The organism is Pseudomonas sp. TWI628 (assembly GCF_039673865.1).
GTDB lineage: Bacteria > Pseudomonadota > Gammaproteobacteria > Pseudomonadales > Pseudomonadaceae > Aquipseudomonas.
In genome coordinates this window covers 70,541-93,810 of the sequence record NZ_JBDJMM010000009.1, presented here as the reverse complement: position 1 = coordinate 93,810, position 23,270 = coordinate 70,541, and the positions used below count along the sequence as shown (strand labels likewise).

The window sequence follows — 23,270 nt, the reverse complement described above, 5'->3', positions numbered from 1 at the left end:
GGGCTTACAAGGGGTAGTGCTTGAGTTCGCGTGCGATCAGCATGCGCTGGATCTCACTCGACCCCTCATAGATCTGGGTAATCCGCGCATCGCGGTAGTAGCGCTCGACCGGGTAGTCTTCCAGGTACCCATACCCGCCATGCACCTGAATCGCCATCGAGCAAACGCGCTCGGCCATCTCAGACGCAAACAGCTTGGCCTGCGACGCCTCCGACAGGCACGGTTTGCCCGCCGTGCGCAGCCGTGCGGCATGCAGGATCAGCAAGCGCGCAGCATTCACCTGCACCTGCATGTCAGCCAGCAGGTTGGCAATGCTCTGGTGTTCGTTGATCGGCTTGCCGAACTGGATGCGATCACGCGAATACACCAGCGCCGCCTCGAAAGCGGCACGGGCAATGCCCAGGGCCTGGGCGGCGATGCCGATGCGGCCACCTTCGAGGTTGGACAGGGCGATGGCCAGGCCTTTGCCGCGCTCGCCGAGGATATTGGCCGCCGGGATGCGGCAGTTGTCGAAGGTCACCGCGCAGGTGTCGGAGGCGCGGATGCCCATCTTGTGCTCGCTGCGGTCGACCTTGAAGCCTGGGTTGTCGGTCGGCACCAGGAACGCCGACAGGCCTTTCTTGCCCAGCTCCGGGTCGGTCACCGCGAAAACGATGGCCAGGCCCGCACGCCGGGCGTTGCTGACGAACTGCTTGGCACCATTGATCACCCACTCGCCATTGACCAGCTCGGCGCGGGTGCGCAGGTTGTGCGCTTCGGAGCCGGCCTGAGGCTCGGTCAGGCAAAAGCAACCGATCACCTCGCCAGCGGCCAGGCGTGGCAACCAGGCCTGTTGCTGTTCGGGCGTGCCGTAGGCGAGCAGGGGGCCGCAACCGACCGAGTTGTGGATGCTCATCATCGCGCCGGTGGCACCGCAACCGGCGGCGATTTCCTCAACTGCCAGGGCGTAGGCCACGTAATCGGTGTAGCTGCCGCCAAAGTCTTCGGGCACGACCATGCCGAGCAGGCCCAGTTCACCCATCTTGCGGACCACGCCATCGTCGATCCAGCCGGCCTTTTCCCAGGCCTGGGCATGCGGCGCGATCTCGCCACGGGCGAAGTCCCGGGCCATGTCGCGGATCATGATCTGTTCTTCGCTCAGTTCCAGGTCTTGCATCTGTGTACTCCCGGGCTCACAGGCCTTCGAAGAATTGGTCGACCCGCTGGCGCGACAACCCGGCCAGGGTCGGCGGGTTCCAGCGCGGCTGCTTGTCCTTGTCGATGATCAGGGCGCGCACGCCCTCGATGATGTCGCCGTACTGGAACCACTGGCGGTCGATGTGCAGCTCCATGGCGAAGCAGTCTTCCAGTGCCAGGTGGCGACCGCGGCGCAGCATCTCCAGGGTAACCGCCATGGCCAGCGGCGAGCGGCTTTCCAGCTGGTCGGCAGTGGCCACCGCCCATGCGTGGCTGTCGCCGATGCGCACCGCACGCAGCTGCTCGATGATCGCCGCCAGGTCGGGCTGGGCGAAGAAGTGGTCGATGACCGGGCGCAGCTTTTCCAGCGGCGCATCGTGCAGGACCTGGCTGCCGAGCTTGGCCAGCAGGTTTTGCAGGTCCTTGAGCGGATGGTCGCCGAAGCGCAGGGTGTTCAGGCCTTCATCCAGGGCGGCGAGTTTGTCGCTGGCCAGGTACCAGTCGGCCAGCCCGCAGTACAGGGCATCGGCGGCCTGGATCTGGGTGCCGCTGACGCCCAGGTAGGTGCCCAGTTCGCCCGGGATACGCGAGAGGAAGTAGCTGCCGCCGACATCCGGGAAGTAGCCGATGCCGACTTCGGGCATGCCCAGGCGGCTGCGTTCGGTGACGATCCGCAGGTCGCAGCCCTGGGCCAGGCCCATGCCGCCACCGAGGGTGAAGCCGTCCATCAGCACCAGCACCGGCTTGCGGTAGCGGTGGATGGCCAGGTCCAGGGCGTATTCCTCGACGAAGAAGTCTTCGTGAAGGGTTTCGCCTGCTTTATAGCTGTCGTGCAGCGAGCGGATATCGCCACCGGCGCAGAAGCCCTTGGGGCCTTCGCCGCGCAGCACCACGGCCTGCACCTGTGGGTCTTCGGCCCATTGGTCGAAGTGCTGGCGCAGGCTGCGCACCATGTCCAGGGTCAGGGCATTGAGGCCGGCAGGGCGGTTGAGGGTAAGGTGGCCAATCTGGTTACGGACCTCGGCCAGTACATGAGCCGTTGCCGAGGTATGAGCGTGCGCGGTCATCGCGTTCTCCCTGCTTTGTTATTGATTTTCCAAGTGAAGTCTGGAGTGCGCTGGAGGGTCGCTGGATCCTGGCATGCGAATTTGCCTTGTACAATCGACAAATCTGCAGGGGCATCGTGCGTTTTTGCCTTGAGCCATTCAGCGCCTATCGAAATTACGTCGTCCGCCCAAGGCTGGCAACCATGGCCACGTTGCAACAGATGTGGGAGCGGATTTCTCCGCGATGCGCCGCGCGGGCGGCGCTCGATCTCGAAACCCCTGAAAAACTATCGCCAGGCACCCCAAACCAGCAACCATTACTAAAACCGTAACGATCATCCCCCCAGCTTGATTGATCCCCCGACCAACCCCGCCCTAATGTGCCCCCACGACAGCGAACCCGTGGAGTCACCCAATGACCATAACGAAGAATCCACCGCCGCAATGGTCCAGGCGGCGCGCCGAGAAGCAGCGCCGCCTGGACCGCGTCCGTCACCTGGCCGACGGTGTGGTGCTGCCCACCGAGCGGATCGTCGAAGCCCTGGAACTGCTGATTGCCCCCGGCGACCGGGTGGTGCTCGAAGGCAACAACCAGAAGCAGGCCGACTTCCTCTCGCGTTCGCTGGCCAAGGCCGACCCCGAGCGCCTGCACGACCTGCACATGATCATGCCCAGCGTCAGCCGCGCCGAGCACCTGGACCTGTTCGAGCGCGGCATTGCGCGCAAGCTCGACTTCTCCTTCGCCGGCCCGCAGAGCCTGCGCATCGGCCAGCTGCTGGAAGACGGCCTGCTCGAAGTCGGTGCGATTCACACCTATATCGAACTGTATTCGCGGCTGCTGGTCGACCTGATCCCCAATGTCACCCTGGTCGCCGGCTTCATGGCCGACCGCGATGGCAACCTGTACACCGGCCCGAGCACCGAAGACACCCCGGCACTGGTCGAGCCTGCCGCCTTCAGCGACGGCCTGGTGATCGCCCAGGTCAATCAGCTGGTGGACCGCGTGGACGACCTGCCGCGCGTGGACATTCCGGCGTCCTGGGTCGACTTCGTGGTGGTTGCCGACCAGCCGTTCTACATCGAACCGCTGTTCACCCGCGACCCGCGCCACATCAAGCCGGTGCATGTGCTGATGGCGATGATGGCGATCCGCGGCATCTACGAGAAACACCAGGTGCAATCGCTGAACCACGGCATCGGTTTCAACACTGCCGCCATCGAGCTTATCCTGCCGACCTACGGCGAAGCGCTGGGCCTGAAAGGCAAGATCTGCCGCAACTGGGCGCTCAACCCGCACCCGACGCTGATTCCGGCCATCGAAACCGGCTGGGTCGAGAGCGTGCACTGCTTTGGTACCGAACTGGGCATGGAGGACTACATCGCCCAGCGCCCGGACGTGTTCTTCACCGGCCGCGATGGCTCGCTGCGGTCCAACCGCATGATGTGCCAGCTGGCCGGGCAGTACGCGGTCGACCTGTTCATCGGCGCCACCTTGCAGGTCGATGGCGACGGCCATTCCTCGACCGTCACCCGCGGCCGCCTGGCGGGCTTTGGCGGGGCGCCGAACATGGGCCACGACCCTCGCGGCCGGCGCCATGCAACCCCGGCCTGGCTCGACATGACCGTGCCCGAGACGATGCTTGAACGTGGCCGCAAGCTGGTGGTGCAGATGGTCGAGACCTATCAGGAAGGCGGCAAACCCACCTTCGTCGAAACCCTCGACGCCGTGGACGTGGCGAAGAAAGCCGGCATGCCCCTGGCGCCGGTGATGATCTACGGCGACGACGTTACCCACCTGCTCACCGAGGAAGGCATTGCCTACCTGTACAAGGCGCGCAGCCTGGAACAGCGCCAGCAGATGATCGCCGCCGTGGCCGGCGTCACCGCCATCGGCCTGCGCCACGACCCCAAAGACACCCTGCGCCTGCGCCAGCAAGGCCTGATCGCCCTGCCCGAGGACCTCGGCATCCGCCGCACCGACGCCAGCCGCGAGTTGCTCGCCGCGCGCAGCATCGCCGACCTGGTCGACTGGTCCGGCGGCCTCTACAACCCGCCTGCACGGTTCAGGAGCTGGTGATGACTGCATACGCGATCCCTGTAGGAGCGGCTTCAGCCGCGATGAGGCCGGCCCGGCAAACCGAGATTTCATTGGCTGAGCAACTGGCCGACCTGGCGGTTGATGCCCTCATCGACGAAGCCGACCTGTCCCCCAAGCCCGGCCTGGTCGACCGCCGTAGCAGCGGCGCCCACACCGACATGACCCTGGCCCTGATGCATGCCTCGGCGCTGGCCCTGTGGCCTTGCCTGCGGCAGATGGCCGAAGCCGCGCAGGCCCATGGCGACATCGGCCTGCCGCTGCGCGCCGAGCTGGGCCGCATCGGCCGCGAAGGTGAACAGGCCATGCTCGCCACCACCGGCGGCATCAACACCCATCGCGGCGCGATCTGGGCCCTTGGCCTGCTGGTGGCTGCGCAAGCGCTCGATGCCAAGGCCGCCCCCCAGGCCGTTGCTGCCCGCGCCGGCCGCATCGCCCTGATCGACGACCCGGCGGCCCCTGTTCGGGACAGCCACGGCACCCAGGTCCGCCACCGTTACGGCGCCAGCGGTGCCCGCGAACAGGCCCAGCAAGGGTTCCCCGCCGTGCTCGAACACGGCCTGCCACAACTGCGCCGCAGCCGCGCCAACGGTGCCAGCGAGAGCCAGGCCCGGCTGGATGCCCTGCTGGCGATCATGGCCGCACTCAGTGACACCTGCGTGCTCTGGCGGGCCGGCCCGCAAGGCCTGCAAACCCTGCAGGCAGGTGCCCGCGCTGTGCTCGAAGCCGGCGGCTGCGCCAGCCTCGATGGCCGCCGTCAGCTGCGCCTGCTGGATGCGCAACTGCTGCAACTGAACGCCTCACCGGGCGGCGCCGCCGATCTGCTGGCCGCCTGCCTGTTCCTCGACCACGCCGGGAGCCTGTGAAATGGAAACCCTGACCTTTCAATTCCCCGCCGCCGAGCCTGGCCGTGGCCGCACCTTGGTCGGCTGCGTCAGCTCCGGCGACCTGGAAGTGCTGATCGAGCCCGGCAGCGCTGGCCGCCTGGAGATCCAGGTGGTCACTTCGGTCAACGGCAGCAGCGCCCGCTGGAGCCAGTTGTTCCAGCGCCTGTTCGACGGCCGAACCCTGCCCGCGGTGAAGATCGACATCCACGACTTCGGCGCCACCCCAGGCGTGGTGCGCCTGCGCCTGGAACAAGGTTTCGAGGAGATAGCCCATGACTGACATCGCCCGCCTGCTGCAAAGCCGCAGCTTCGTCGAGCTGGGCGCCCGCCAGCGTGCCCGAGCCTTGCTCGACCCTGGTAGCTTGCGCGAACTGCTCGGCCCGTTCGACCGCCTGATGTCGCCGTGGCTGCCGCGCCAGGGCATCGTGCCCCAGGCCGACGACGGCGTGGTCATCGCCAAAGGCCTGCTCGATGGCCGCCATACCGTGCTCGCCGCCATCGAAGGTGCCTTCCAGGGTGGCAGCATGGGCGAGGTGGGCGGCGCCAAGATTGCCGGCGCCCTGGAGCTGGCCATCGAGGACAACCGCAACGGCATCCCCACCTGCGCCGTGCTGCTGCTGGAGACCGGCGGCGTGCGCCTGCAGGAGGCCAACCTCGGCCTGGCGGCGATTGCCGAGATCCAGGCGGCGATCGTCGAACTGCGCGCCTATCAACCCGTGATCGGCCTGATCGCAGGCTCGGTCGGTTGCTTCGGTGGCATGTCCATCGCAGCCGGGCTGTGCAGCCACCTGCTGGTCACCCGCGAAGCACGCCTGGGCCTCAATGGCCCCCAAGTGATCGAGCAGGAGGCCGGTATCGCCGAGTACGACGCCAAGGACCGCCCCTTCATCTGGAGCCTGACCGGTGGCGAACAACGCCACGCCAGCGGCCTGGTGGATGCCTATGTGGCGGATGACGTCGACAGCATCCGCCAGCAGCTGCTGCAACTGCTGGACACGCCATCCGCCAACCGCGCCGGCCGCCATGCCTGGTACCTGGAGCGCCTGGCCAGCCTGGGCGCCGACTGCCCGCAACTGGACGCCGCCGCCGTGCGTGCCCTCTACCAAGGAGATGCCCCATGAACCGTGCCCTGAACTGGCTGCCGGGCCTGGCCGGCGGTGAACCGCTGGCAGGCTACCCGGCCTCGTTGCAGGTGGTCGATGGCGAACTGGACAACCGCCTGGCGCGCTTCATTGCCGTGGTGCCAGACGCGCACAACCCGTTCCCACGGGCACGTGAGGGCGAAGTCGGCCTGCTGGAGGGCTGGGGCCTGGCCAAGGCCGTGAGCGATGCGCTCGAGCTGGACCGCGACGGCGAAAAACGCGCCATCGTCGCGATCATCGATGTGCCGAGCCAGGCCTATGGCCGCCGCGAGGAAGCCCTGGGTATCCACCAGGCATTGGCCGCTGCCGTGCAGGCCTACGCCCAGGCGCGCCTGGCAGGGCACCCGGTGATTGGCCTGTTGGTCGGCAAGGCCATGTCCGGAGCCTTCCTCGCTCACGGCTACCAGGCGCAACGGCTGATTGCTCTGGATGACAGCGGGGTGATGGTGCATGCCATGGGCAAGGCGGCAGCAGCGCGCATTACCCTGCGCAGTGTCGAGCAACTGGAGGCGCTGGCCGCCGAGGTGCCACCGATGGCCTACGACCTCGCCAGTTATGCCTCGCTGGGCCTGCTGTGGCGGCGCCTGCAGGTTGAGAGCGCCGAGGCGCCGAGTGCCGCCGACATTGCCCAGGTACGTGCCTGTCTGGCCGAGGCGGTGCGCGATATCGGCCATTCGACCGACCTGAAATCACGCCTGGGGGGTGAAAACCGCAGTGCCTCCCGCGACGTGCGCGCACGCCTGCGTAGCCAGTGGCAGGAGGCCTGAGATGAACCTGCCACAGCCACATGACCTGCTCTGGGGCATGCCCCTGGCCGACCTGCCTGCCGATGCGCCTGCCTGGGCCGTGCAGGCATTGGCCGCCGGGCAGCCGGTGGTGGTGCGGCGTGCCGCCTGCGCCAGCGGCTGGGTGGCAGTGGGCGTGCGCGGGCAGGGGCGTGAGCAGCGCCTGGGTGTGCTGATGCGTGTGCGCGATATCCAGCGGCAACTAAGCCCCGAGGCACTGCGCGGGGCGGGGCAAAGCCCCTGGCCAGCCCTGCGGGCGCTGGCCTCGGTGGCGCCCGTGCTCGATGCCAGTGGGCTGGCTTGGGGGCCGACCGGAGGCGTCGGTTATCAGCTGGCCACTGGGTGCAACGTCGTGCATGGCGCCAGTGACCTCGATCTGCTGGTGCGCACGCCGCAGTTCATGACCCGGGCGAAGGCACGCGAGCTGCTGGATATTCTTGATTGCGGGCCGTGCCGCATCGATGTGCAGTTGGAGACGCCAGCAGGTGCCGTGGCCCTGCGCGAGTGGGCTGGTGTGGCGCGCCGGGTGCTGCTCAAATCGGCCCAGGGCGCGCGCCTTGTCGCTGACCCGTGGAATGCGCTGGAGTGTGCAGCGTGAGCAGCCTGTTCGCCTTCCCTGGCCAGGGCGCGCAACAGGCAGGCATGTTGCAGCGCCTGCCCGAGGGCGCCACGCTGCTTCTTGAGGAGGCCAGTGATGCGCTGGGTGAACAGGTCGCGGCCCTCGACAGTGCGCAGGCGTTGCAGTCGACCCGCGCCGTGCAGTTGTGCCTGCTGCTGGCCGGGGTGGCCTGGGCGCGCTGGCTGTTGCAGCGCAGCCCGGCACCGGAATATGTAGCCGGGCTGTCCATCGGCGCTTACCCCGCCGCCGTGACAGCCGGGGCGCTGGCGTTTGCCGATGCGGTGCGCCTGGTGGCCCTGCGTGGCGAATTGATGCAGCGGGCCTACCCAACGGGTTACGGCATGACCGCCCTGAGTGGCCTCGACGTGAGCAGTGTCGAACGCTTGCTGGCCGAAGTGGGCGGCGAGGTGTACCTGGCCAACCTCAACAGCGACAACCAGATCGTCATCGCCGGCAGCGACAGGGCCATGGCCGAGGTCGCTGCCAGGGCTCGCGGGCGTGGCCAGGGCGTGGCCCGGCGCCTGGCCGTGAGCGTGCCGTCCCATTGCGCATTGCTCGACGGCCCGGCCGCCGAGCTGGCCACTGCCTTTGCCAGCGTCGAATTACATCGCCCGCGCATCACCTACCTGAGCGGCAGCCGTGCGCGGCCGATCTTTGATCCGCAACGCCTGCGCGATGACCTGGCCGGCAACATGGCGCGGCTGGTCGACTGGCGTGCTACGTTGCGCAACGCCTATGAACGCGGCGTGCGCCTGCAGGTGGAAATACCGCCGGGCAGCGTGCTCAGCGGCCTGGCCCGCCCGGTGTTCGAACAGGGCAGGGTGGTTGCCCTCGAAGCGACGCGCTGGGATACCGTAGACGCGCTGTTGCGCCAGGAGGTGAATCAACACTGACAAGCACCGTGTTTTTCGAAGGACAACAACAAGCAACTTCGACCCAACGCGAGGACAACAACAATGATTATCTACGGTGTGGCCTTCCTGGCCTTGTGTACCCTTATTGGCCTGTTTATCGGTGAGTTGCTGGGCAAGCTTCTGGGCGTGCCTGCCAACGTTGGCGGCGTGGGCATTGCCATGCTGTTGCTGATCTTCATCGGCAGTTACCTCAACAAACGCGGCCTGATCACGGCCAAGTCCGAACAGGGCGTGGAGTTCTGGAGCGCCATCTATATCCCCATCGTGGTGGCCATGGCCGCACAGCAGAACGTGTTTGGCGCGCTGTCCGGCGGGCCTATGGCCATTCTTGCCGGTACCGTTGCGGTGTTGGCCAGTTTCGCCATGGTGCCGCTGCTGGACCGCCTTGGCCAAAAAAAGCCTGAACCGGCTGCAGATAAACCCCTGACAACGTCACAGCGGTGATCGCCATGTACGAATCCATGATGAAAGTGATCGGTGGTTATGGGCTGGTGAGCGGCTTTGCAGTCATCGGCGTGACCATGTGGCTCTCTTACTGGCTGTCCGCCAGGCTTACCCACGGCCGTTTGCACGGTTCAGCCATCGCCATCTTCCTCGGCCTGGTCCTGAGCTATTTCGGCGGGGCACTCACAGGCGGGCAGAAAGGGCTGGTGGATATTCCGCTGCTGTCCGGTATCGGCCTGCTGGGTGGCGCGATGTTGCGTGATTTCGCGATTGTCGCCACGGCCTTCGGGGTAAACATCGATGAACTCAAGCGTGCCGGAGTATCGGGAGTCGTTTCGTTGTTCTTTGGCATTGGGGTGTCGTTTGTCGCGGGCGTCGGCGTGGCCATGGCATTCGGTTACACCGATGCGGTCAGCCTGACCACTATCGGCGCCGGTGCCGTGACCTACATCGTCGGCCCGGTGACCGGAGCTGCCATCGGGGCCAGCTCCGAAGTGATGGCACTGTCGATTGCCGCCGGGCTGGTCAAAGCGATCCTGGTGATGGTGGTCACACCGTTCGTGGCGCCGATGATCGGCCTGAACAACCCACGCACTGCCGTGATTTTTGGCGGTTTGATGGGAACCTCCAGTGGTGTCGCCGGCGGGCTGGCGGCCACCGACCCGAAACTGGTGCCTTATGGTTGCCTGACGGCGGCGTTTTACACAGCCCTGGGCTGCCTGCTTGGGCCTTCGCTGCTGTTTTTCATCATGCGAGCGGTTGCAGCATGAGGATCATTGCCCTTTGCCAACATGTAACGTTCGAGGCGGAGATTTTACTCAACTTGTCGGCTATACATCCGGCACTCAGCCAACAAGGCCAACAAATTCGGCTCCCGCTCCCGGGCCTTGAGAAACACCACCCCGATATGCTGCTGCAAGCGATACCGCGCCTGCAGCGCAATCAGCTTCACGCGGTTCTCGTAAACCGCTGCGATCCGCCCCGGCAGCAGGGCAAACCCCACCCCGGAGCTGACCATGCTCAGCAGGGTGAAGATGTCATTCACCTGCATGGCCACCTTCGGCTCGAACCCCGCCTGCTGGAACACCCGCGCGCCATCGCGGTGGGTGGCGAAGCCCTGGGTCAGGGTGATGAAGGTGGAGTCGGCCAGGTCCGCCAGGTCCACTTCCTGCTGCTCAGCGAACGGTGAATCGGTGGGCACGGCGAGGAAGATGTCGTCGGAGAACAGCGGCAGTTGCTCGCAGGCCGGGTCCGCCGCGCTTTCGTCCAGCGACACCAGGATGGCTTCCAGTTCGTGGTTCTTCAGGCGTTGCAGCAAGTCGACGTTCGAGCCCAGGGTCAGGTCGATGTTCAGTTCGCTGCGCCGCAGTTTCAGGCCCATCACCAGCTTCGGCACCGTTTTGACGGTCAGCGAATACAGCGCGCCGAGGCGGAAACGTTCGGCATAGAAACCGGCGGCCTCGCGGGTCTGGCGCACCATCTGCTCGGCGTCCTGGATCAGTTGCCGGGCTTTCTTTTCCAGCACATAGGCGCTTTCCAGCGGGATCAGCTGGCGGCCTTCGTGCTTGAACAACGGGCAGCGCAGAGCGCTTTCCAGGGAGTGGATGGCGCGGTGCACGCTGACTGCGCTGGTGGACAGCTCGGCGGCGGCGCGGCCGAGGTTGCCGCTGCGCATGAAGGCGAGGAAGGTCTCGAGCTTTTTCAGGGTCAGTTCTTCGTCGATCAGCATGCAGAAAGGCCAGCGTGAAGGGAGGCGCTGATCATGCCACAGCCGCCTGCTTCATGGCGGCGTCAGGTTGCTCGGCAGCAAGCGCGCCCGGCGCAGTTGCGCAAGGTTGCGCGAGCCGGTACAGAAGCAGGCGATACGCAACTGGCGCAAAAGAATATCGAAATGTTCCACCACCGCCTGGGTGGAGATCATCGCCGCGCTCAGTACATTGGCAGCCTGGCCTACCAGGTCGGCACCGAGGCGAATGGCCTTGGCGGCATCGACGCCGTTGGCCACGCCGCCGGAGGCGATCAGGCTGATTTCCGGCACGGCGCGGCGCACCGCCAGCAGGCACTGCGCGGTCGGGATGCCCCAGTCGGCAAATGCCAGGGCGATCTCGCGCTCGGCGGCGTTGCCGGCGCGCTCGGCTTCCACCGCTGCCCAGCTGGTGCCACCGGCACCGGCCACGTCGATCATGGCCACGCCCACGTCGCAGAGCATGCGCGCCACGCGGGGTGAAATGCCGGCACCGACTTCTTTGACGATCACGGGTGTTGGCAGCCGGGTGGTCAGGGCCTCGATGCGTTTCAGCACCCCGCGCCAGTCACGGTCGCCTTCAGGCTGTACGGCTTCCTGCAGCGGGTTCAGGTGGATGATCAGGGCATTGGCCTGCAGGGTGTCGACGGCGCGGCGCGCCAGGTCCAGGCCATCGGTCTCTTGCAGCTGGGCGGCGCCGAGGTTGGCCAGTAGCGGCACATCCGGTGCCAGGCGTCGGAGCTCGCCGGTCAGGCCCTGGTCCTGGCCGCTACGCAGGCTCACCCGCTGCGAGCCGACGCCCATGGCGATGCCAAGCGCCTGGGCGGCTTCGGCGAGGTGCTGGTTGATGAAGCGCGCGCGTTCGGCGCCTCCGGTCATGGAGCTGATCAGCAGTGGGGCGTGTAGCGCACAGCCGAACAGGTTGGTGCTGAGGTCTATGTCGTCCAGAGCCATTTCCGGCAATGCGCAATGTTCGAAGCGCAGTGCTGACCAGCCTGGGTCCACGCCATGTGGGGTGGTGTTGGTGGTCAGCACGATATCCAGGTGATCGTCCTTACGTTGGCTTAGCGGGTTTTTCTTCATGCCGGCTCCGTGTTGAGGGGGCAGCAGTTGTGGGGCAATTGTGTTGTATAGATAAGCTGAAATATCGGTAAGGCATCAGGCAGCAGGGGATGGTGCGGGTTCCTTTGGGGGGCGCAGTGAGGGCTGTCGGCGGACACCTGCCAGTTGACCACCCGCCACCCCCCGCGTAGCCTTGCGACTTCGAGGTTCTTCGGCCATGCCGAAGCTAAGACGGGAACGCGGTACAAGCCGCGGCTGCCCCCGCAACTGTAGGCACCGACCACGGATCGACACAGCCACTGCGCCAACGCGCGGGAAGGCGTCATCCCGCCAGTTTCTCCTCTGTGAAACGCTGGCACGGTGCAAGCCAGGAGACCTGCCTCGAGACGATTTCGACTTTCAACCGGGCGGGGTGATCCGGTGGCGAACAAGCCCGGCCGGCCTGGCCCGCGGCTCTCGTCCCGTGTGCCCGCGCCAACCTGCCAAGGGCAACGCGACATGAAAACACTGGCCAAGCTCCCCGTCACCATCGTTACCGGCTTCCTCGGCTCGGGCAAGACCACCTTGCTCCGCCACATGCTCGACAACGCCCAAGGCCGCCGCATCGCGGTCATCGTCAACGAATTCGGCGAGCTCGGCATCGACGGCGAAATCCTCAAGCAATGCAGCATCGGCTGCACCGAGGAAGAAGCCAGCGGCCGCGTCTATGAACTGGCCAACGGCTGCCTGTGCTGCACGGTGCAGGAAGAATTCTTCCCGGTCATGCGCGAACTGGTTGCACGTCGCGGCGATCTCGACCACATCCTCATCGAAACCAGCGGCCTGGCACTGCCCAAACCCTTGGTGCAAGCCTTCCAGTGGCCGGAAATCCGCAATGCCTGCACCGTCGACGCAGTCATTACCGTGGTCGACAGCCCGGCCGTGGCCGCCGGCACCTTCGCCGCCTACCCGGACCAGGTCGACGCGCAACGCAAGCTCGACCCCAACCTGGACCACGAATCGCCGCTGCACGAACTGTTCGCCGACCAGCTGGCCAGTGCCGACCTGGTGGTGCTGAACAAGGCCGACCTGATCGACGCCGAAGGCCTGGCCAAGGTGCGTGCCGAAGTGGCCGAGGAGCTGCCAGCAGCCGTCAAGGTGATCGAAGCCAGCAGCGGCCGGCTGCCGCTGGAGGTGCTGCTGGGCGTGGGCGCGCAGGCCGAGGCGCACATCGATGGCCGTCGCACCCATCATGATTCCCACCATGACGGCGACGATCATGACGATCACGACCACGACGCCTTCGACTCGATCTCCATCGACCTGCCCGAAGCCGACGAAAGCCTGCTGCTCGATGCCCTGACCCAGCTGGTGGTGGAGTTCGGCATCCTGCGTGCCAAAGGTTTCGCGGCCATCCCCGGCAAGCCGATGCGCCTGCTGGTACAGGGCGTGGGCACCCGTTTCGACAAGCACTTCGACCGCGCCTGGCGCGCCGACGAGCCACGCATCACCCGCCTGGTGCTGATTGGCCAGGACCTCGATGCCGTGCAACTGGAAGCGCGCCTGCGCCAGGCCCTGGGCGCCTGACCCATGCACCTGCTGCGGACCCAGCCCGGCGGCTTCGTGCCGGACGACAGCATCGCCGATCTCGGCCAGACCCCCGCCGACCTGGTGATTCTCTGCAGCGGCGATTCGCATCTGGCATTGCTCGCCGAAACCGCCGAGCAATTGCCAGACGACTTCCCTAGCCTGCGCCTGGCCAACCCGATGCAGGTGCAGAACCATGCCTCGGTGGACCTGTATGTCGACGAGGTCCTGCGCCATGCCAAGGTGATCCTGGTGTCGCTGCACGGTGGTGTCGGCTACTGGCGCTACGGCGTCGAGCAGCTGGTCGAGCTGGCGGCGCGGGGCGTGCAGTTGATCCTGGTCCCCGGCGATGACCGCCCGGACCCAGAGCTTACCGGCCTGGGCACGGTCACCGGCGAGCCGGCCGAGCGCCTCTGGCATTACCTGCGCCAGGGCGGCAAGCGCAATGCCGTCAACCTGTTCAAATGCCTGGCCAATCAGTGGCTGGGGCGCGATTACCCGTGGGACGAACCGCAGCCTTTGCCGCGGACTTCGGTGTATCACCCGCGCAAACCAGGCGCGCTGCTCGAGGATTGGTACAGTCAGTGGAACACCGAATACCCGGTGGCCCCGTTGCTGTTCTATCGCTCGCATCTGCAGGCTGCCAATACCGCATTCATCGACGTGTTCTGCGAGCGCTTGCTGGCAGCCGGGCTCAACCCGCTGCCCATCGCGGTGGCCAGCCTCAAGGAAAGCGCCTGCCTGGAGCAGGTCGAGGCCTGGCTGGACGAAGTGGGCGCCGAGGTGTTGATCAACACCACAGGTTTTGCCCTGTCCAGCCCGGAGCGCCCCAATTTGCGGCCGTTCCGTCGTGACATCCCGGTGCTGCAGGCCATCTGCGCGCAGGACAACCAACCTGGTTGGGAGGCCAGCGAGCAGGGCCTCGGTGCCCGTGACCTGGCCATGCACATCGCCTTGCCGGAACTGGACGGGCGCATCATTACCCGCCCGGTGAGCTTCAAGGACATGGCCTGGCGCAGCGAGCGCAGCCAGTCCGATGTGGTCTGTTACCGCGCTCACCCCGAGCGCATGGACTTCGTCGCCGAGCTGGCACGGCGCTGGGTCGAACTGGCGCGCCTGCCCAATGAGCAAAAGCGTGTGGCCCTGGTGCTGGCCAACTACCCGACCCGCGATGGCCGCATCGGCAATGGCGTGGGCCTGGACACGCCGGCTGCTGCCCTGAACATCCTCAAGGCACTGCAGGCCGAGGGCTACCCACTTGCGCAGCTGCCAGGCAGCGGCACGCAGCTGATTCATCAGTTGCTCGGCGGCGTCACCAACGACCTTGAACACCTCGACCAGCGCCCTTGCGCCCAGAGCCTGAGCCTGGCGGACTACCACGCGGCGTTCGAACGCCTGCCCGAGGCCAACCGCCGGGCCGTGCTGGAGCGCTGGGGGCCACCCGAGCAGGACCCGATGTACCGCGCTGGCCGCCTGATGGTGGCCGGTCTGCGCTTTGGCCTGACCTTCGTCGGCATCCAGCCGGCGCGGGGTTACCAGGTCGACCCCAGTGCGGTGTACCACGACCCGGACCTGGTGCCGCCGCATGGTTACCTGGCGTTTCACTTCTGGCTGCGCCATGCCTTTGCTGCCGATGCCGTCATCCACGTCGGCAAGCACGGCAACCTGGAATGGCTGCCCGGCAAGGGCGTCGGCCTGTCCGCACAATGCTGGCCGGATGCGTTGCTCGGCCCGTTGCCGAACATCTACCCGTTCATCGTCAACGACCCGGGCGAAGGCGCCCAGGCCAAGCGCCGGACCCAGGCGGTGATCATCGATCACCTGATGCCACCGCTGACCCGCGCCGAAACCTATGGCCCATTGCGCCACCTGGAACAGCTGGCTGACGAATTCTACGAAGCCCAGTTGCTCGACCCGCGCCGCGCACGTGAGCTGCAGCGCGACATTCTCGAGCTGGTCAAGGCCAACCATATCGACCGTGAGTTGCAGCTGGAAGGCCAGTTGGACGACGCCGCGGTGTGGCTGCCGCGCTTGGACACCTACCTGTGCGACCTCAAGGAATCACAGATTCGTGATGGCCTGCATGTATTCGGCCAGTCGCCGCAGGCACGCCTGCGCATCGATACCTTGCTGGCCTTGCTGCGCGTGGAGCGTGGCGATGGCCGCGGCGGCAATGCCAGCTTGCTGCGGGCACTGGGCAAGGCGCTGGCACTGGGCTTCGATCCCCTTGACTGCGACCTTGGCGAGGCCTGGTCAGGCCCGCGCCCGGCGCTGCTGCAAGCCGTGAGCGAGGACGCGTGGCGCACCTGTGGCGATACCCGCGAGCGCCTTGAGTTGCTTGCGCTGGGTATCATCGAGCAGGCACTGGAGGGGCATGCGCCACTGCCCGAACAGCCCGAATGGCTGCCAGTGCACGACGTGATCAACGCCCTGCGCGAGCAGGTTGCGCCGGACCTGGATGCGTGCGGCGCTGCCGAAATCAATGGCCTGCTTGCCGCGCTGGCCGGGCGTTTCGTACCGGCCGGCCCCAGCGGCGCACCCAGCCGCGGCCGCCTGGATGTGCTGCCCACCGGGCGCAACTTCTACACCGTCGATGTGCGCAACCTGCCTACCACCACGGCCTGGCGCCTGGGGTTCGCCTCGGCCAACCTGATCCTCGAACGGCACCTGCAGGACCATGGCGACCACCTGCGCCAGCTGGGCTTGTCGGTGTGGGGTACGGCAACCATGCGCACCGGTGGTGATGACATCGCCCAGGCCATGGCGCTGATGGGCGTGCGCCCGGTGTGGGCCACCGGCAGCCAGCGGGTCGACGACTTCGAGATTTTGCCACTGAGCCTGCTCGACCGCCCACGGGTGGACGTGACACTGCGTGTTTCGGGCTTCTTCCGCGATGCCTTCGGCAACCTGATCCGCCTGTTCGATGCCGCGGTGCAGGCGGTGGCGGCACTGGACGAGCCGGACGACCTCAACCCCTTGGCCGCACGGGTGCGTGACGAACGCGCCAGCCTGCAGGCGCAGGGCGTGGAGGCCGAACAGGCGGCGCGCCAGGCCGGCTGGCGGGTGTTCGGGGCCAAACCTGGCGCCTACGGTGCCGGCGTGCAGAACGCCATCGATGGCCGCCTGTGGCACAGCCGTGACGACCTCGCCGAGGTGTACCTCAACCATGGCGGCTACGCCTACGGTGCCAGCGATGAAGGTACCCCGGCGCGCGCCCAGTTCGCCCGGCGCCTGGGCCAGGTGCAGGCGGTGTTGCAGAACCAGGACAACCACGAGCACGACCTGCTCGATTCCAATGATTACTATCAGTTCCAGGGCGGCATGCTGGCGGCGTCGGAGACCTTGTCTGGCGGGGCAGTGGCCAGTTACCACGGCGACCACAGCCAGGTCGACCGGCCGCGCATCCGTACCTTGAAGGAAGAGCTCAACCGCGTGATCCGTGCCCGTGCCCTGAACCCGAAATGGATCGACGGGGCGAAACGCCATGGCTACAAGGGCGCGTTCGAGCTGGCCGCGACCGTCGACAACCTGTTCGCCTTCGATGCCACCACGCACCTGATCGATGATCATCACTACCAGTCGCTGGCCGATGCCTACGTGCTCGATCCGGCGACCCGCGACTTCATGCGCGAGCACAACCCCGAGGCCCTGCGCGACCTCACCGAACGCTTGCTGGAAGCCCAGCAGCGTGGGCTTTGGGAAGCCCCCGGTGATTATCGCGAGGCGCTTGAGGAACAGTTGCTCGACGGCGAGGAACAGGCTTGAAATGAGTGAACCCGTACAATTCCCCCTGGCAGCCGTGGTCGGTGCCGAAGACCTCAAACTGGCCCTGTGCCTGACGGCCATCGACCCGAAGATCGGTGGTGTGCTCATCGAAGGCCCGCGCGGCATGGCCAAGAGCACCTTGGCTCGCGGCCTGGCCGACCTGCTGGGTGAGGGCCCGTTCGTGACCTTGCCGCTGGGGGCGAGTGAAGAGCGTCTGATCGGGACGCTGGACCTGGATGCCGCGCTCGGCCAAGGCAAGGCGCAGTTTTCTCCCGGTGTGCTGGCCCAGGCCGATGGTGGCGTGCTGTATGTCGATGAAGTCAACCTGCTGCCCGACACCTTGGTCGACCTGCTGCTGGATGTGGCTGCCAGTGGCACCAACCGCATCGAGCGTGACGGCATTTCCCACCGGCACAGTGCCCGTTTCGTCCTGATCGGCACCATGAACCCCGAGGAAGGCGAGTTGCGCCCGCAACTGCTCGACCGTTTTGGCCTGAATGTGGCGCTTGATGGCTTGCCAGCCCCGGCGGCGCGCCAGCAGATCATTCGCCGGCGGTTGGCCTTCGACAGCGACCCGCAGGCGTTCTGCGAGCAGTGGGCCAGTGCCCAGGCGCAACTGCGCGAGCGCTGCCAGGCCGCGCGCCAAGGGCTGGCGGCGATTGCCCTGGACGATCAAGCCCTGGCCTGGATCACCGAGCGTTGTTTCGCCGCTGGCGTCGATGGCCTGCGTGCCGACCTGGTCTGGCTGCGCGCCGCCCGTGCCCATTGCGCCTGGCGCGGTGGCCAGGTGATCGAAGAGGGGGATGTCGACGCTGTGGCTGAATTCGCCTTGCGCCATCGTCGGCGTACGGCGCCCGATGCGCCAGCCTCTGCGCCACCCGGTGCAGCGGAGGGCCGCGACAGGCAGGGCGAGGGCGGGCAGGGCGATTGGGGCGCGCTACCCGCGCAGCCCGTGAGCAGCGGCGCGCGGCGAGAGGTGCCGAACTGGGCAAAAAAGCCCTGAGCATCCGCCCGCCAGGTTTGAGGGGGGCGGATGCCATGCCCCGTGTCGGCAAACTGGCAGGTGCCAGCCGTGGCCGCGCCCGTGCGGCATCCTCTGGCCGGGTGGCCTGGCTGCCGACCTTGCTCAAGGGGCGCCCGAAGCTGCGCCAGGACCTTTGCTGGCAGCAGCGCCAGGCCCAGGCCAATGAACTGTGGCTGGTGATCGTCGATGCTTCGGCTTCGACGCGGCGCCATCAGGCCCTGGCGCAGTGCAAAGGCCTGCTGGCCGAGTTGTTCGACCAGGCCTATCGGCAACGCGCCCGTCTTGCCCTGCTGACGGCCAGCGGTGCTACACCGCAATGGCAGCGCCATGGCCTCAAGGCTTCGGCAAGCCTGCAGCCCTGGTTGCAAGCCTTGGGTTCGGGCGGCGGAACGCCGTTGATCGCGGCGCTTGAGCAGGCACGGCGCTGGCTGCAGGCCCGGCAGAAAGCCCATCCCCATGAGATGCAGCGCTGCCTGGTCTTCACCGATGGTCGCCTGCAACGCTGGAATGCCGTGCACCCCATGCCTTGCGCAACCGTGTTGGTGGACATGGAATTGGCGCCAGTTCGCCTGGGCCGGGCACAACAGTTGGCCACGCAACTACAAGCCGTCTATCAGCATCTTGAGCAATTCAAGGTCACGGAGTGAGTTAGGCGGGAAGGGAGGGGCGCGACACTATGTCGCAATAAGAAAGTTGCCGGGCAGGCCATTGGGAAGTTGTGCAAGTGCGTGCCGGGCACGCACTTGCAAGGACGCAGCGCTATTACTTTGGCATTGACCAAGGCTGCAGGTCATAACCTTTCTGGCACAGTTCGGCGCGCACTTCCTCGATCAGGCTGGCCCATTGCGCAGGGTCCGAATAGATACGCGACGATACTTGTTTGCTGCCGATACGGGTGCTGGTCCGGTCGATCACCGCCAGGCTCAGTTCGCCAGTACCGTTGGGCGCATCCCAGGCAACGCACTGGAAGGGTTCGAACGCGTGGTCGGCAATCAGCAGTGCCTCGTTGACACGCAGCGGTGCATTCATGGTTCGGTCTCTCTATGGTCCCAAACATCTAAATTAGGTCCGCGTAACTGCTACGTCGCTTCAGGTGTTATCGCGATCCGCAGCGCGGGGTTACTCGTACTGATGCTCCAAGTTAGGGGTGAAGTCACACAGCGCGTGTAAATTTTTTGCCGGTTACACATTTTTTGTTTCCCAGCGCCGGCTGTGACGCCAATTAATATGAAAAATTCCCGACCGGGTTTGGCCGTGCAGAAACCGGCAGACAGACGGTCGTGGGTAGCGTCAAGTTCGTTGCTACTGTTAATTCGGCGCCGCAACTTACTGTTTTCTCGTAAAAAACCAACAATTGGCGCCAAGGAACGGTCATGCACGAGACTGCCGCTCTTCGTCGCTTGCTCATCGTCGACCCCTGCGACGATTGCCACCGTCTGTTACCCGGCCTTGAGAGTGCCGGTTGGGAGGTTCACAGCTGTGGCCTGGATCAGGCCCTGGAGCACCGTTGCGATATCGGCGTGTTGCGCCTGCAGGCCTCGCACCTGAGGCATCCGGACGCGGTCAAGGACATGATCAAGCGCAGCAATACCGAGTGGATTGCCGTGCTCAACGCCGAGCAGTTGCGCATGCAGAATGTGGGTGATTTTGTCTGCGAGTGGTTTTTCGACTTTCATACCTTGCCGTTCGACTTTTCCCGCGTGCTGGTGACGCTGGGGCGTGCGTTCGGCATGGCCCGCTTGCGCGGCAAGGGCACGGTGAGGGTGGATGGGCTGGAACATGAGCTGCTCGGTGACAGCCGGCCGATCCTGGAATTGCGCAAGTTGCTCGGCAAGCTGGCGCCTACCGAATCCCCTGTGCTGATCCGCGGTGAGAGCGGTACCGGCAAGGAGCTGGTGGCGCGTACGTTGCACCGGCAGTCACAGCGCAGCGAAATGCCGTTTATCGCCATCAACTGCGGGGCGATACCTGAGAACCTGATCCAGTCCGAGTTGTTCGGGCATGAAAAAGGTGCCTTTACCGGTGCCCATCAGCGCAAGGTGGGGCGGATCGAGGCGGCCCATGGCGGCACCTTGTTCCTCGACGAAATTGGCGACCTGCCGCTGGAGTTGCAGGCCAACTTACTGCGTTTCCTGCAGGAAAAACACATCGAGCGGGTAGGTGGAAGCCAGCCGATACCGGTCGACGTGCGGGTACTGGCGGCAACCCATGTGGACCTTGAAAAAGCCATCGAACAGGGGCGCTTTCGTGAAGACCTGTACTACCGGCTTAACGTGCTGCAGGTGGTGACTGCACCGTTGCGTGACCGGCATGGCGACCTGTCGATGCTGGCCAACCACTTTTCGCACTTCTACAGCCTCGAAACAGGCCGCAGGCCGCGGTCATTCAGCGATCATGCGTTGGCAGCGATGGGGCGCCACAACTGGCCAGGCAACGTACGTGAGCTGGCCAACCGGGTAAGGCGTGGGCTGGTGCTGGCCGAAGGGCGCCAGATCGAAGCCCAGGACCTTGGCCTGCAGGGCCTGGAGCAGGAAGAGCAGTCGTTGGGCACCCTGGAAGACTACAAGCACCGGGCTGAGCGCCAGGCGCTGTGCGATGTGTTGGACCGGCACAGCAACAACATGAGTATTGCCGCGAAGGTGCTTGGCGTATCACGGCCGACGTTCTACCGGCTGCTGCACAAGCACCAGATCCGCTGATCAACTGGAATGGGCGATATGCCCGTCAGACAAATCCTCAGGGGGCTCTTGCTCGCCCGGTAGCGCGGTAATTACGCTGAAATCACTGACCTCGACCTCGCCGCCACCGTAACCGAGCAAGTGGAACGAAAACGCCTTGCGCATCGTCGGGTTATCGAAGCCGAATTCCATTTCCAGCGGTTGCTCGGCTGTCACCCGGATCTCCTCGGGCAACCCCAGCGGCACGTCCTGCTCCAGCTCCTTGGCCTTGAGCTGGATGTAGGCCGCGTGCTGCGGGTCCAGCGAGCGCACCTTGACCCGCACCCGAGTGTGCGAACCCTCGGGCATTTCCAGATACTGCGCGCCGATCAGGTTGTCTGCCCAGTCATCGCGGATGCGCGCCTGCAACTGAATGGCGGACGGGCCACCGAACTGGTAACGCAGGTTCAGCGGCGTCTGCAGCAGGGACTGGTCGAGCACACCGGCCAGCGCGCCGATCTGTGCGCCGAGGCTGCTGTCGCCAGGGCCGAGGTAGCGGGCCTTATCGGCGATGAACCCCGGGCTGTCGTAGCGACGGCAGCGCTGCTGGAAGTCGCATTCAGTGAAGATGCCCTTGCCATCGTGGTAGCGCAGCATGCCGTTGGTGTAGGAAATCATCTCCCGGCCGCTGTCGTAATCGCGGTACAGCGAGCGCCCGCCAAGGGCGACCGGGATCGGCAGGGCAAAGTAGTCGAGCAGGGAGGTGGCCAGGTCGATGTGGCCGTAGGTACCGCTCTTGATGCGCGGTAGTTGCGCCTGCTCCGGTGCCAGGGTCAGGTTGAAGCCCCAGGACGAGGCCAAGCGCACCCCATCGATACCGTGGGATTCGTCCGAGGTAATCACCACCAGGGTGTCCTTGAGTACGCCCTGGCGTTCGAGGTTGTCGAGGAAGGCGCCGATCGCATCATCAAGGTAGGCGACCGCCGCTTGCTTGGCGCTGTCGTAGCGCTGCAGATAGTCGTCGGGAGCGGAGTAGGGCTGGTGGGTGCCCACGGTCAGCAAGGTGAGCATCCACGGGTGGTCTTGCTGGCGCAACTGGCCGACGTAATCCAGGGCGCCTTCAAAGAAGGCCCGATCGTCCTTGCCCCAAGGGAATTCCAGGTAGTTCTGGTTGCTGAACCACTCCAGCCCGTGCACCGAGTCAAAGCCGATGTGCGGCATGATCCGGTCCTTGGCCATGAAGCGCAGGCCCGCACCTTGCAGGTAGTGAGTGGTGAAGCCGGCCTGGCGCAGCTGTGCCGGCAGGCAGGCCTGGTTGCGCTGCTGCTGGGTGAGCAGTTCGACCCCCTTCGGCGTGCCGTTGGCCAGCTTGTCGTAGTCGCCGCACAGCATCGCATACAAGCCGCGGATGGTCTGGTGCGTATGCAATACGTAGTCCGGGGTGTTCATGCCACGTTCCGCCCAGTGGCTGAGCTTGGGCATCAGCTCTTCGTCAAAACGGCTGTGCAGGGCCTGGCGGTTGGGGCGCACATAAGCGCCCGGGATGCCTTCGAGGGTAATCACCAGCAGGTTGCGGGCACGGCCTGGCGCTGCCAGCAGCTTTTGCCCGCTCAGGTCATGCTGGGTCAGGCCGGCACTTGGCAGCGGTGTGACCGTGGGCGCCTGACCGGCCCAGTACTGGGCCTGGCGCTGCAGGTCACTGGCGGCGGCGGACAGCAACTGATGAGCAAGGTTGTATTGGCGCCACTGGTCAGCGTCGCTGGGTGCCAGGTGCTGGCTGCCCCAGTGGGCAGCGAACAGCAGTGCCGGGATGGCCCAGGCCTTGCGCGCGAACTTCGCGCCAGGCTGCTTGCGGCTGCGCCAGGCGCTCCCCAGCCAGGCCAGCAGGCCGCCTGCCAGCAACAGGGGCAACCAGGCATGGGCCAGGCCGCCGCCCGTGGAGTTCTCCATGAACTGCGGGTCGAACAGATAGCTCAGGTCGGCACTGTTGGGCAGCCTGCCAACGGCGCTGACCAGCTCCGCCGAAGCCACCCACAGCGCGGCCCAGGCCAGCAGCACCGGCAGCGCCAGCCACCACGTGCGGCGCTGCAACAGCAATATCAGCAGGCTGCCCAGCGCCAGGTCCGACAGATAGCCATACGGGCTGGACCAGCCCAGCACCGCGCGCACAACCAGAGGGATCACCAGCACCAGTGTTGCCAGGGCGAGCAGCCGGGTGCGTGGTGGGCCTTGCAGGTTCTTCACGAAAACTTTCCTTCTTGCCATGAAATCGTCACACAGTTGTGCGCGATGATAACAGGCCGATACCCGGAAAGCCGTTGGCTACAAGGTTGGTAACCAATTG

General features: G+C 65.7%; 20 protein-coding genes and 1 riboswitch. Of the genes, 14 read left to right on the top strand and 6 right to left on the bottom strand.

The window, feature by feature from the left end; translation table 11 throughout:
* Nucleotides 1-4: 4 nt before the first annotated feature.
* Together ABE528_RS09125 and ABE528_RS09120 are read right to left on the bottom strand one after the other, a co-directional pair.
* On the bottom strand, nt 5-1,156 hold the full coding sequence (locus tag ABE528_RS09125) for an acyl-CoA dehydrogenase family protein (protein ID WP_346652727.1): 1,152 nt from the start codon (nt 1,154-1,156) through the stop codon (nt 5-7).
* Between the two features lie 16 nt (nt 1,157-1,172).
* Nucleotides 1,173-2,243 (bottom strand): enoyl-CoA hydratase/isomerase family protein, encoded by a 1,071-nt coding sequence (locus ABE528_RS09120; RefSeq protein WP_346652726.1) that lies wholly within the window; start codon nt 2,241-2,243, stop codon nt 1,173-1,175.
* Between the two features lie 394 nt (nt 2,244-2,637).
* Here ABE528_RS09120 and mdcA point away from each other — a divergent pair, with 394 nt between their 5' ends.
* The 9 genes from mdcA (at nt 2,638) to madM (ending at nt 9,878) form a co-directional block, all read left to right on the top strand.
* Entirely contained in the window at nt 2,638-4,299 is a 1,662-nt protein-coding gene (gene mdcA, locus ABE528_RS09115) for a malonate decarboxylase subunit alpha (protein ID WP_346652725.1), read from the top strand.
* Nucleotides 4,299-5,183, top strand: coding sequence for a triphosphoribosyl-dephospho-CoA synthase (locus tag ABE528_RS09110; protein ID WP_346652724.1), 885 nt, complete (start codon nt 4,299-4,301; stop codon nt 5,181-5,183). The genes mdcA and ABE528_RS09110 overlap by 1 nt, the downstream gene beginning before the upstream one ends.
* Nucleotide 5,184: 1 nt before the next feature.
* Nucleotides 5,185-5,484, top strand: a complete 300-nt coding sequence (locus tag ABE528_RS09105; protein WP_152955100.1) for a malonate decarboxylase subunit delta — start codon at nt 5,185-5,187, stop codon at nt 5,482-5,484.
* Nucleotides 5,477-6,325 (top strand): biotin-independent malonate decarboxylase subunit beta, encoded by an 849-nt coding sequence (locus ABE528_RS09100; RefSeq protein WP_346652723.1) that lies wholly within the window; start codon nt 5,477-5,479, stop codon nt 6,323-6,325. The genes ABE528_RS09105 and ABE528_RS09100 overlap by 8 nt, the downstream gene beginning before the upstream one ends.
* Nucleotides 6,322-7,113: a biotin-independent malonate decarboxylase subunit gamma gene (mdcE, locus tag ABE528_RS09095; protein WP_152955095.1), complete on the top strand. Its 792-nt coding sequence runs from the start codon at nt 6,322-6,324 to the stop codon at nt 7,111-7,113. Before ABE528_RS09100 ends, mdcE begins: the two co-directional genes overlap by 4 nt.
* A 1-nt stretch (nt 7,114) precedes the next feature.
* Complete coding sequence (locus tag ABE528_RS09090) at nt 7,115-7,729, top strand: malonate decarboxylase holo-ACP synthase (RefSeq protein WP_152955093.1); 615 nt, start codon at nt 7,115-7,117, stop codon at nt 7,727-7,729.
* Entirely contained in the window at nt 7,726-8,643 is a 918-nt protein-coding gene (mdcH, locus tag ABE528_RS09085) for a malonate decarboxylase subunit epsilon (protein ID WP_346652722.1), read from the top strand. Before ABE528_RS09090 ends, mdcH begins: the two co-directional genes overlap by 4 nt.
* 63 nt (nt 8,644-8,706) lie before the next feature.
* Nucleotides 8,707-9,108 carry a malonate transporter subunit MadL gene (gene madL / locus ABE528_RS09080; protein WP_152955092.1) on the top strand — a complete coding sequence of 134 codons (402 nt, stop codon included), beginning with the start codon at nt 8,707-8,709 and terminating at the stop codon, nt 9,106-9,108.
* 5 nt (nt 9,109-9,113) lie between these two features.
* The gene (madM, locus tag ABE528_RS09075) at nt 9,114-9,878 is read left to right on the top strand and encodes a malonate transporter subunit MadM (RefSeq protein WP_152955090.1); all 765 of its coding nucleotides are present in this window, start codon (nt 9,114-9,116) and stop codon (nt 9,876-9,878) included.
* A 44-nt stretch (nt 9,879-9,922) separates the two neighbouring features.
* Here the strand turns inward: madM and ABE528_RS09070 are convergent, their stop codons facing one another.
* Complete coding sequence (locus ABE528_RS09070; RefSeq protein ID WP_346652721.1) at nt 9,923-10,837, bottom strand: LysR substrate-binding domain-containing protein; 915 nt, start codon at nt 10,835-10,837, stop codon at nt 9,923-9,925.
* A gap of 51 nt (nt 10,838-10,888) precedes the next feature.
* A complete protein-coding gene (gene fni / locus ABE528_RS09065) occupies nt 10,889-11,935 on the bottom strand; it encodes a type 2 isopentenyl-diphosphate Delta-isomerase (protein WP_346652720.1) in 1,047 nt (348 codons plus the stop codon).
* Nucleotides 11,936-12,101: 166 nt separating this feature from the next.
* Nucleotides 12,102-12,313, top strand: a riboswitch (cobalamin riboswitch).
* A gap of 99 nt (nt 12,314-12,412) precedes the next feature.
* Between fni and cobW the strand changes: the two genes are divergently transcribed.
* The 4 genes from cobW to ABE528_RS09045 are packed head-to-tail and all read left to right on the top strand — an operon-like array spanning nt 12,413 to nt 18,916.
* Nucleotides 12,413-13,480, top strand: a complete 1,068-nt coding sequence (gene cobW / locus ABE528_RS09060) for a cobalamin biosynthesis protein CobW (protein ID WP_152955075.1) — start codon at nt 12,413-12,415, stop codon at nt 13,478-13,480.
* Nucleotides 13,481-13,483: 3 nt separating this feature from the next.
* Nucleotides 13,484-17,245 (top strand): cobaltochelatase subunit CobN, encoded by a 3,762-nt coding sequence (gene cobN / locus ABE528_RS09055; protein WP_346652719.1) that lies wholly within the window; start codon nt 13,484-13,486, stop codon nt 17,243-17,245.
* Nucleotide 17,246: 1 nt separating this feature from the next.
* Entirely contained in the window at nt 17,247-18,248 is a 1,002-nt protein-coding gene (locus ABE528_RS09050; RefSeq protein ID WP_152955071.1) for an ATP-binding protein, read from the top strand.
* Nucleotides 18,249-18,283: 35 nt separating this feature from the next.
* Nucleotides 18,284-18,916 (top strand): VWA domain-containing protein, encoded by a 633-nt coding sequence (locus ABE528_RS09045; RefSeq protein WP_346652718.1) that lies wholly within the window; start codon nt 18,284-18,286, stop codon nt 18,914-18,916.
* 115 nt (nt 18,917-19,031) lie between these two features.
* On the opposite strand, the gene ABE528_RS09040 is transcribed toward ABE528_RS09045, so the two are convergent.
* Complete coding sequence (locus ABE528_RS09040; protein WP_027919312.1) at nt 19,032-19,298, bottom strand: hypothetical protein; 267 nt, start codon at nt 19,296-19,298, stop codon at nt 19,032-19,034.
* 344 nt (nt 19,299-19,642) lie between these two features.
* Here ABE528_RS09040 and ABE528_RS09035 point away from each other — a divergent pair, with 344 nt between their 5' ends.
* On the top strand, nt 19,643-20,968 hold the full coding sequence (locus ABE528_RS09035) for a sigma-54 dependent transcriptional regulator (RefSeq protein ID WP_152955066.1): 1,326 nt from the start codon (nt 19,643-19,645) through the stop codon (nt 20,966-20,968).
* Here the strand turns inward: ABE528_RS09035 and ABE528_RS09030 are convergent, their stop codons facing one another.
* The gene (locus ABE528_RS09030) at nt 20,969-23,170 is read right to left on the bottom strand and encodes an LTA synthase family protein (protein WP_346652717.1); all 2,202 of its coding nucleotides are present in this window, start codon (nt 23,168-23,170) and stop codon (nt 20,969-20,971) included.
* Between the last annotated feature and the right edge of the window lie 100 nt (nt 23,171-23,270).

What these genes read in the sequence shown, in the direction of transcription:
- ABE528_RS09120 (WP_346652726.1), bottom strand. Translation starts at nt 2,243, where the DNA reads ATGACCGCGCACGCTCATACCTCGGCAACGGCTCATGTACTGGCCGAG.
- ABE528_RS09045 (WP_346652718.1), top strand. Translation starts at nt 18,284, where the DNA reads ATGCCCCGTGTCGGCAAACTGGCAGGTGCCAGCCGTGGCCGCGCCCGT.
- fni (WP_346652720.1), bottom strand. Translation starts at nt 11,935, where the DNA reads ATGAAGAAAAACCCGCTAAGCCAACGTAAGGACGATCACCTGGATATC.
- cobW (WP_152955075.1), top strand. Translation starts at nt 12,413, where the DNA reads ATGAAAACACTGGCCAAGCTCCCCGTCACCATCGTTACCGGCTTCCTC.
- cobN (WP_346652719.1), top strand. Translation starts at nt 13,484, where the DNA reads ATGCACCTGCTGCGGACCCAGCCCGGCGGCTTCGTGCCGGACGACAGC.
- madL (WP_152955092.1), top strand. Translation starts at nt 8,707, where the DNA reads ATGATTATCTACGGTGTGGCCTTCCTGGCCTTGTGTACCCTTATTGGC.
- mdcE (WP_152955095.1), top strand. Translation starts at nt 6,322, where the DNA reads ATGAACCGTGCCCTGAACTGGCTGCCGGGCCTGGCCGGCGGTGAACCG.
- ABE528_RS09125 (WP_346652727.1), bottom strand. Translation starts at nt 1,156, where the DNA reads ATGCAAGACCTGGAACTGAGCGAAGAACAGATCATGATCCGCGACATG.
- ABE528_RS09090 (WP_152955093.1), top strand. Translation starts at nt 7,115, where the DNA reads ATGAACCTGCCACAGCCACATGACCTGCTCTGGGGCATGCCCCTGGCC.
- ABE528_RS09035 (WP_152955066.1), top strand. Translation starts at nt 19,643, where the DNA reads ATGCACGAGACTGCCGCTCTTCGTCGCTTGCTCATCGTCGACCCCTGC.
- ABE528_RS09100 (WP_346652723.1), top strand. Translation starts at nt 5,477, where the DNA reads ATGACTGACATCGCCCGCCTGCTGCAAAGCCGCAGCTTCGTCGAGCTG.
- ABE528_RS09105 (WP_152955100.1), top strand. Translation starts at nt 5,185, where the DNA reads ATGGAAACCCTGACCTTTCAATTCCCCGCCGCCGAGCCTGGCCGTGGC.
- mdcA (WP_346652725.1), top strand. Translation starts at nt 2,638, where the DNA reads ATGACCATAACGAAGAATCCACCGCCGCAATGGTCCAGGCGGCGCGCC.
- ABE528_RS09040 (WP_027919312.1), bottom strand. Translation starts at nt 19,298, where the DNA reads ATGAATGCACCGCTGCGTGTCAACGAGGCACTGCTGATTGCCGACCAC.
- ABE528_RS09050 (WP_152955071.1), top strand. Translation starts at nt 17,247, where the DNA reads ATGAGTGAACCCGTACAATTCCCCCTGGCAGCCGTGGTCGGTGCCGAA.
- madM (WP_152955090.1), top strand. Translation starts at nt 9,114, where the DNA reads ATGTACGAATCCATGATGAAAGTGATCGGTGGTTATGGGCTGGTGAGC.
- ABE528_RS09110 (WP_346652724.1), top strand. Translation starts at nt 4,299, where the DNA reads ATGACTGCATACGCGATCCCTGTAGGAGCGGCTTCAGCCGCGATGAGG.
- ABE528_RS09070 (WP_346652721.1), bottom strand. Translation starts at nt 10,837, where the DNA reads ATGCTGATCGACGAAGAACTGACCCTGAAAAAGCTCGAGACCTTCCTC.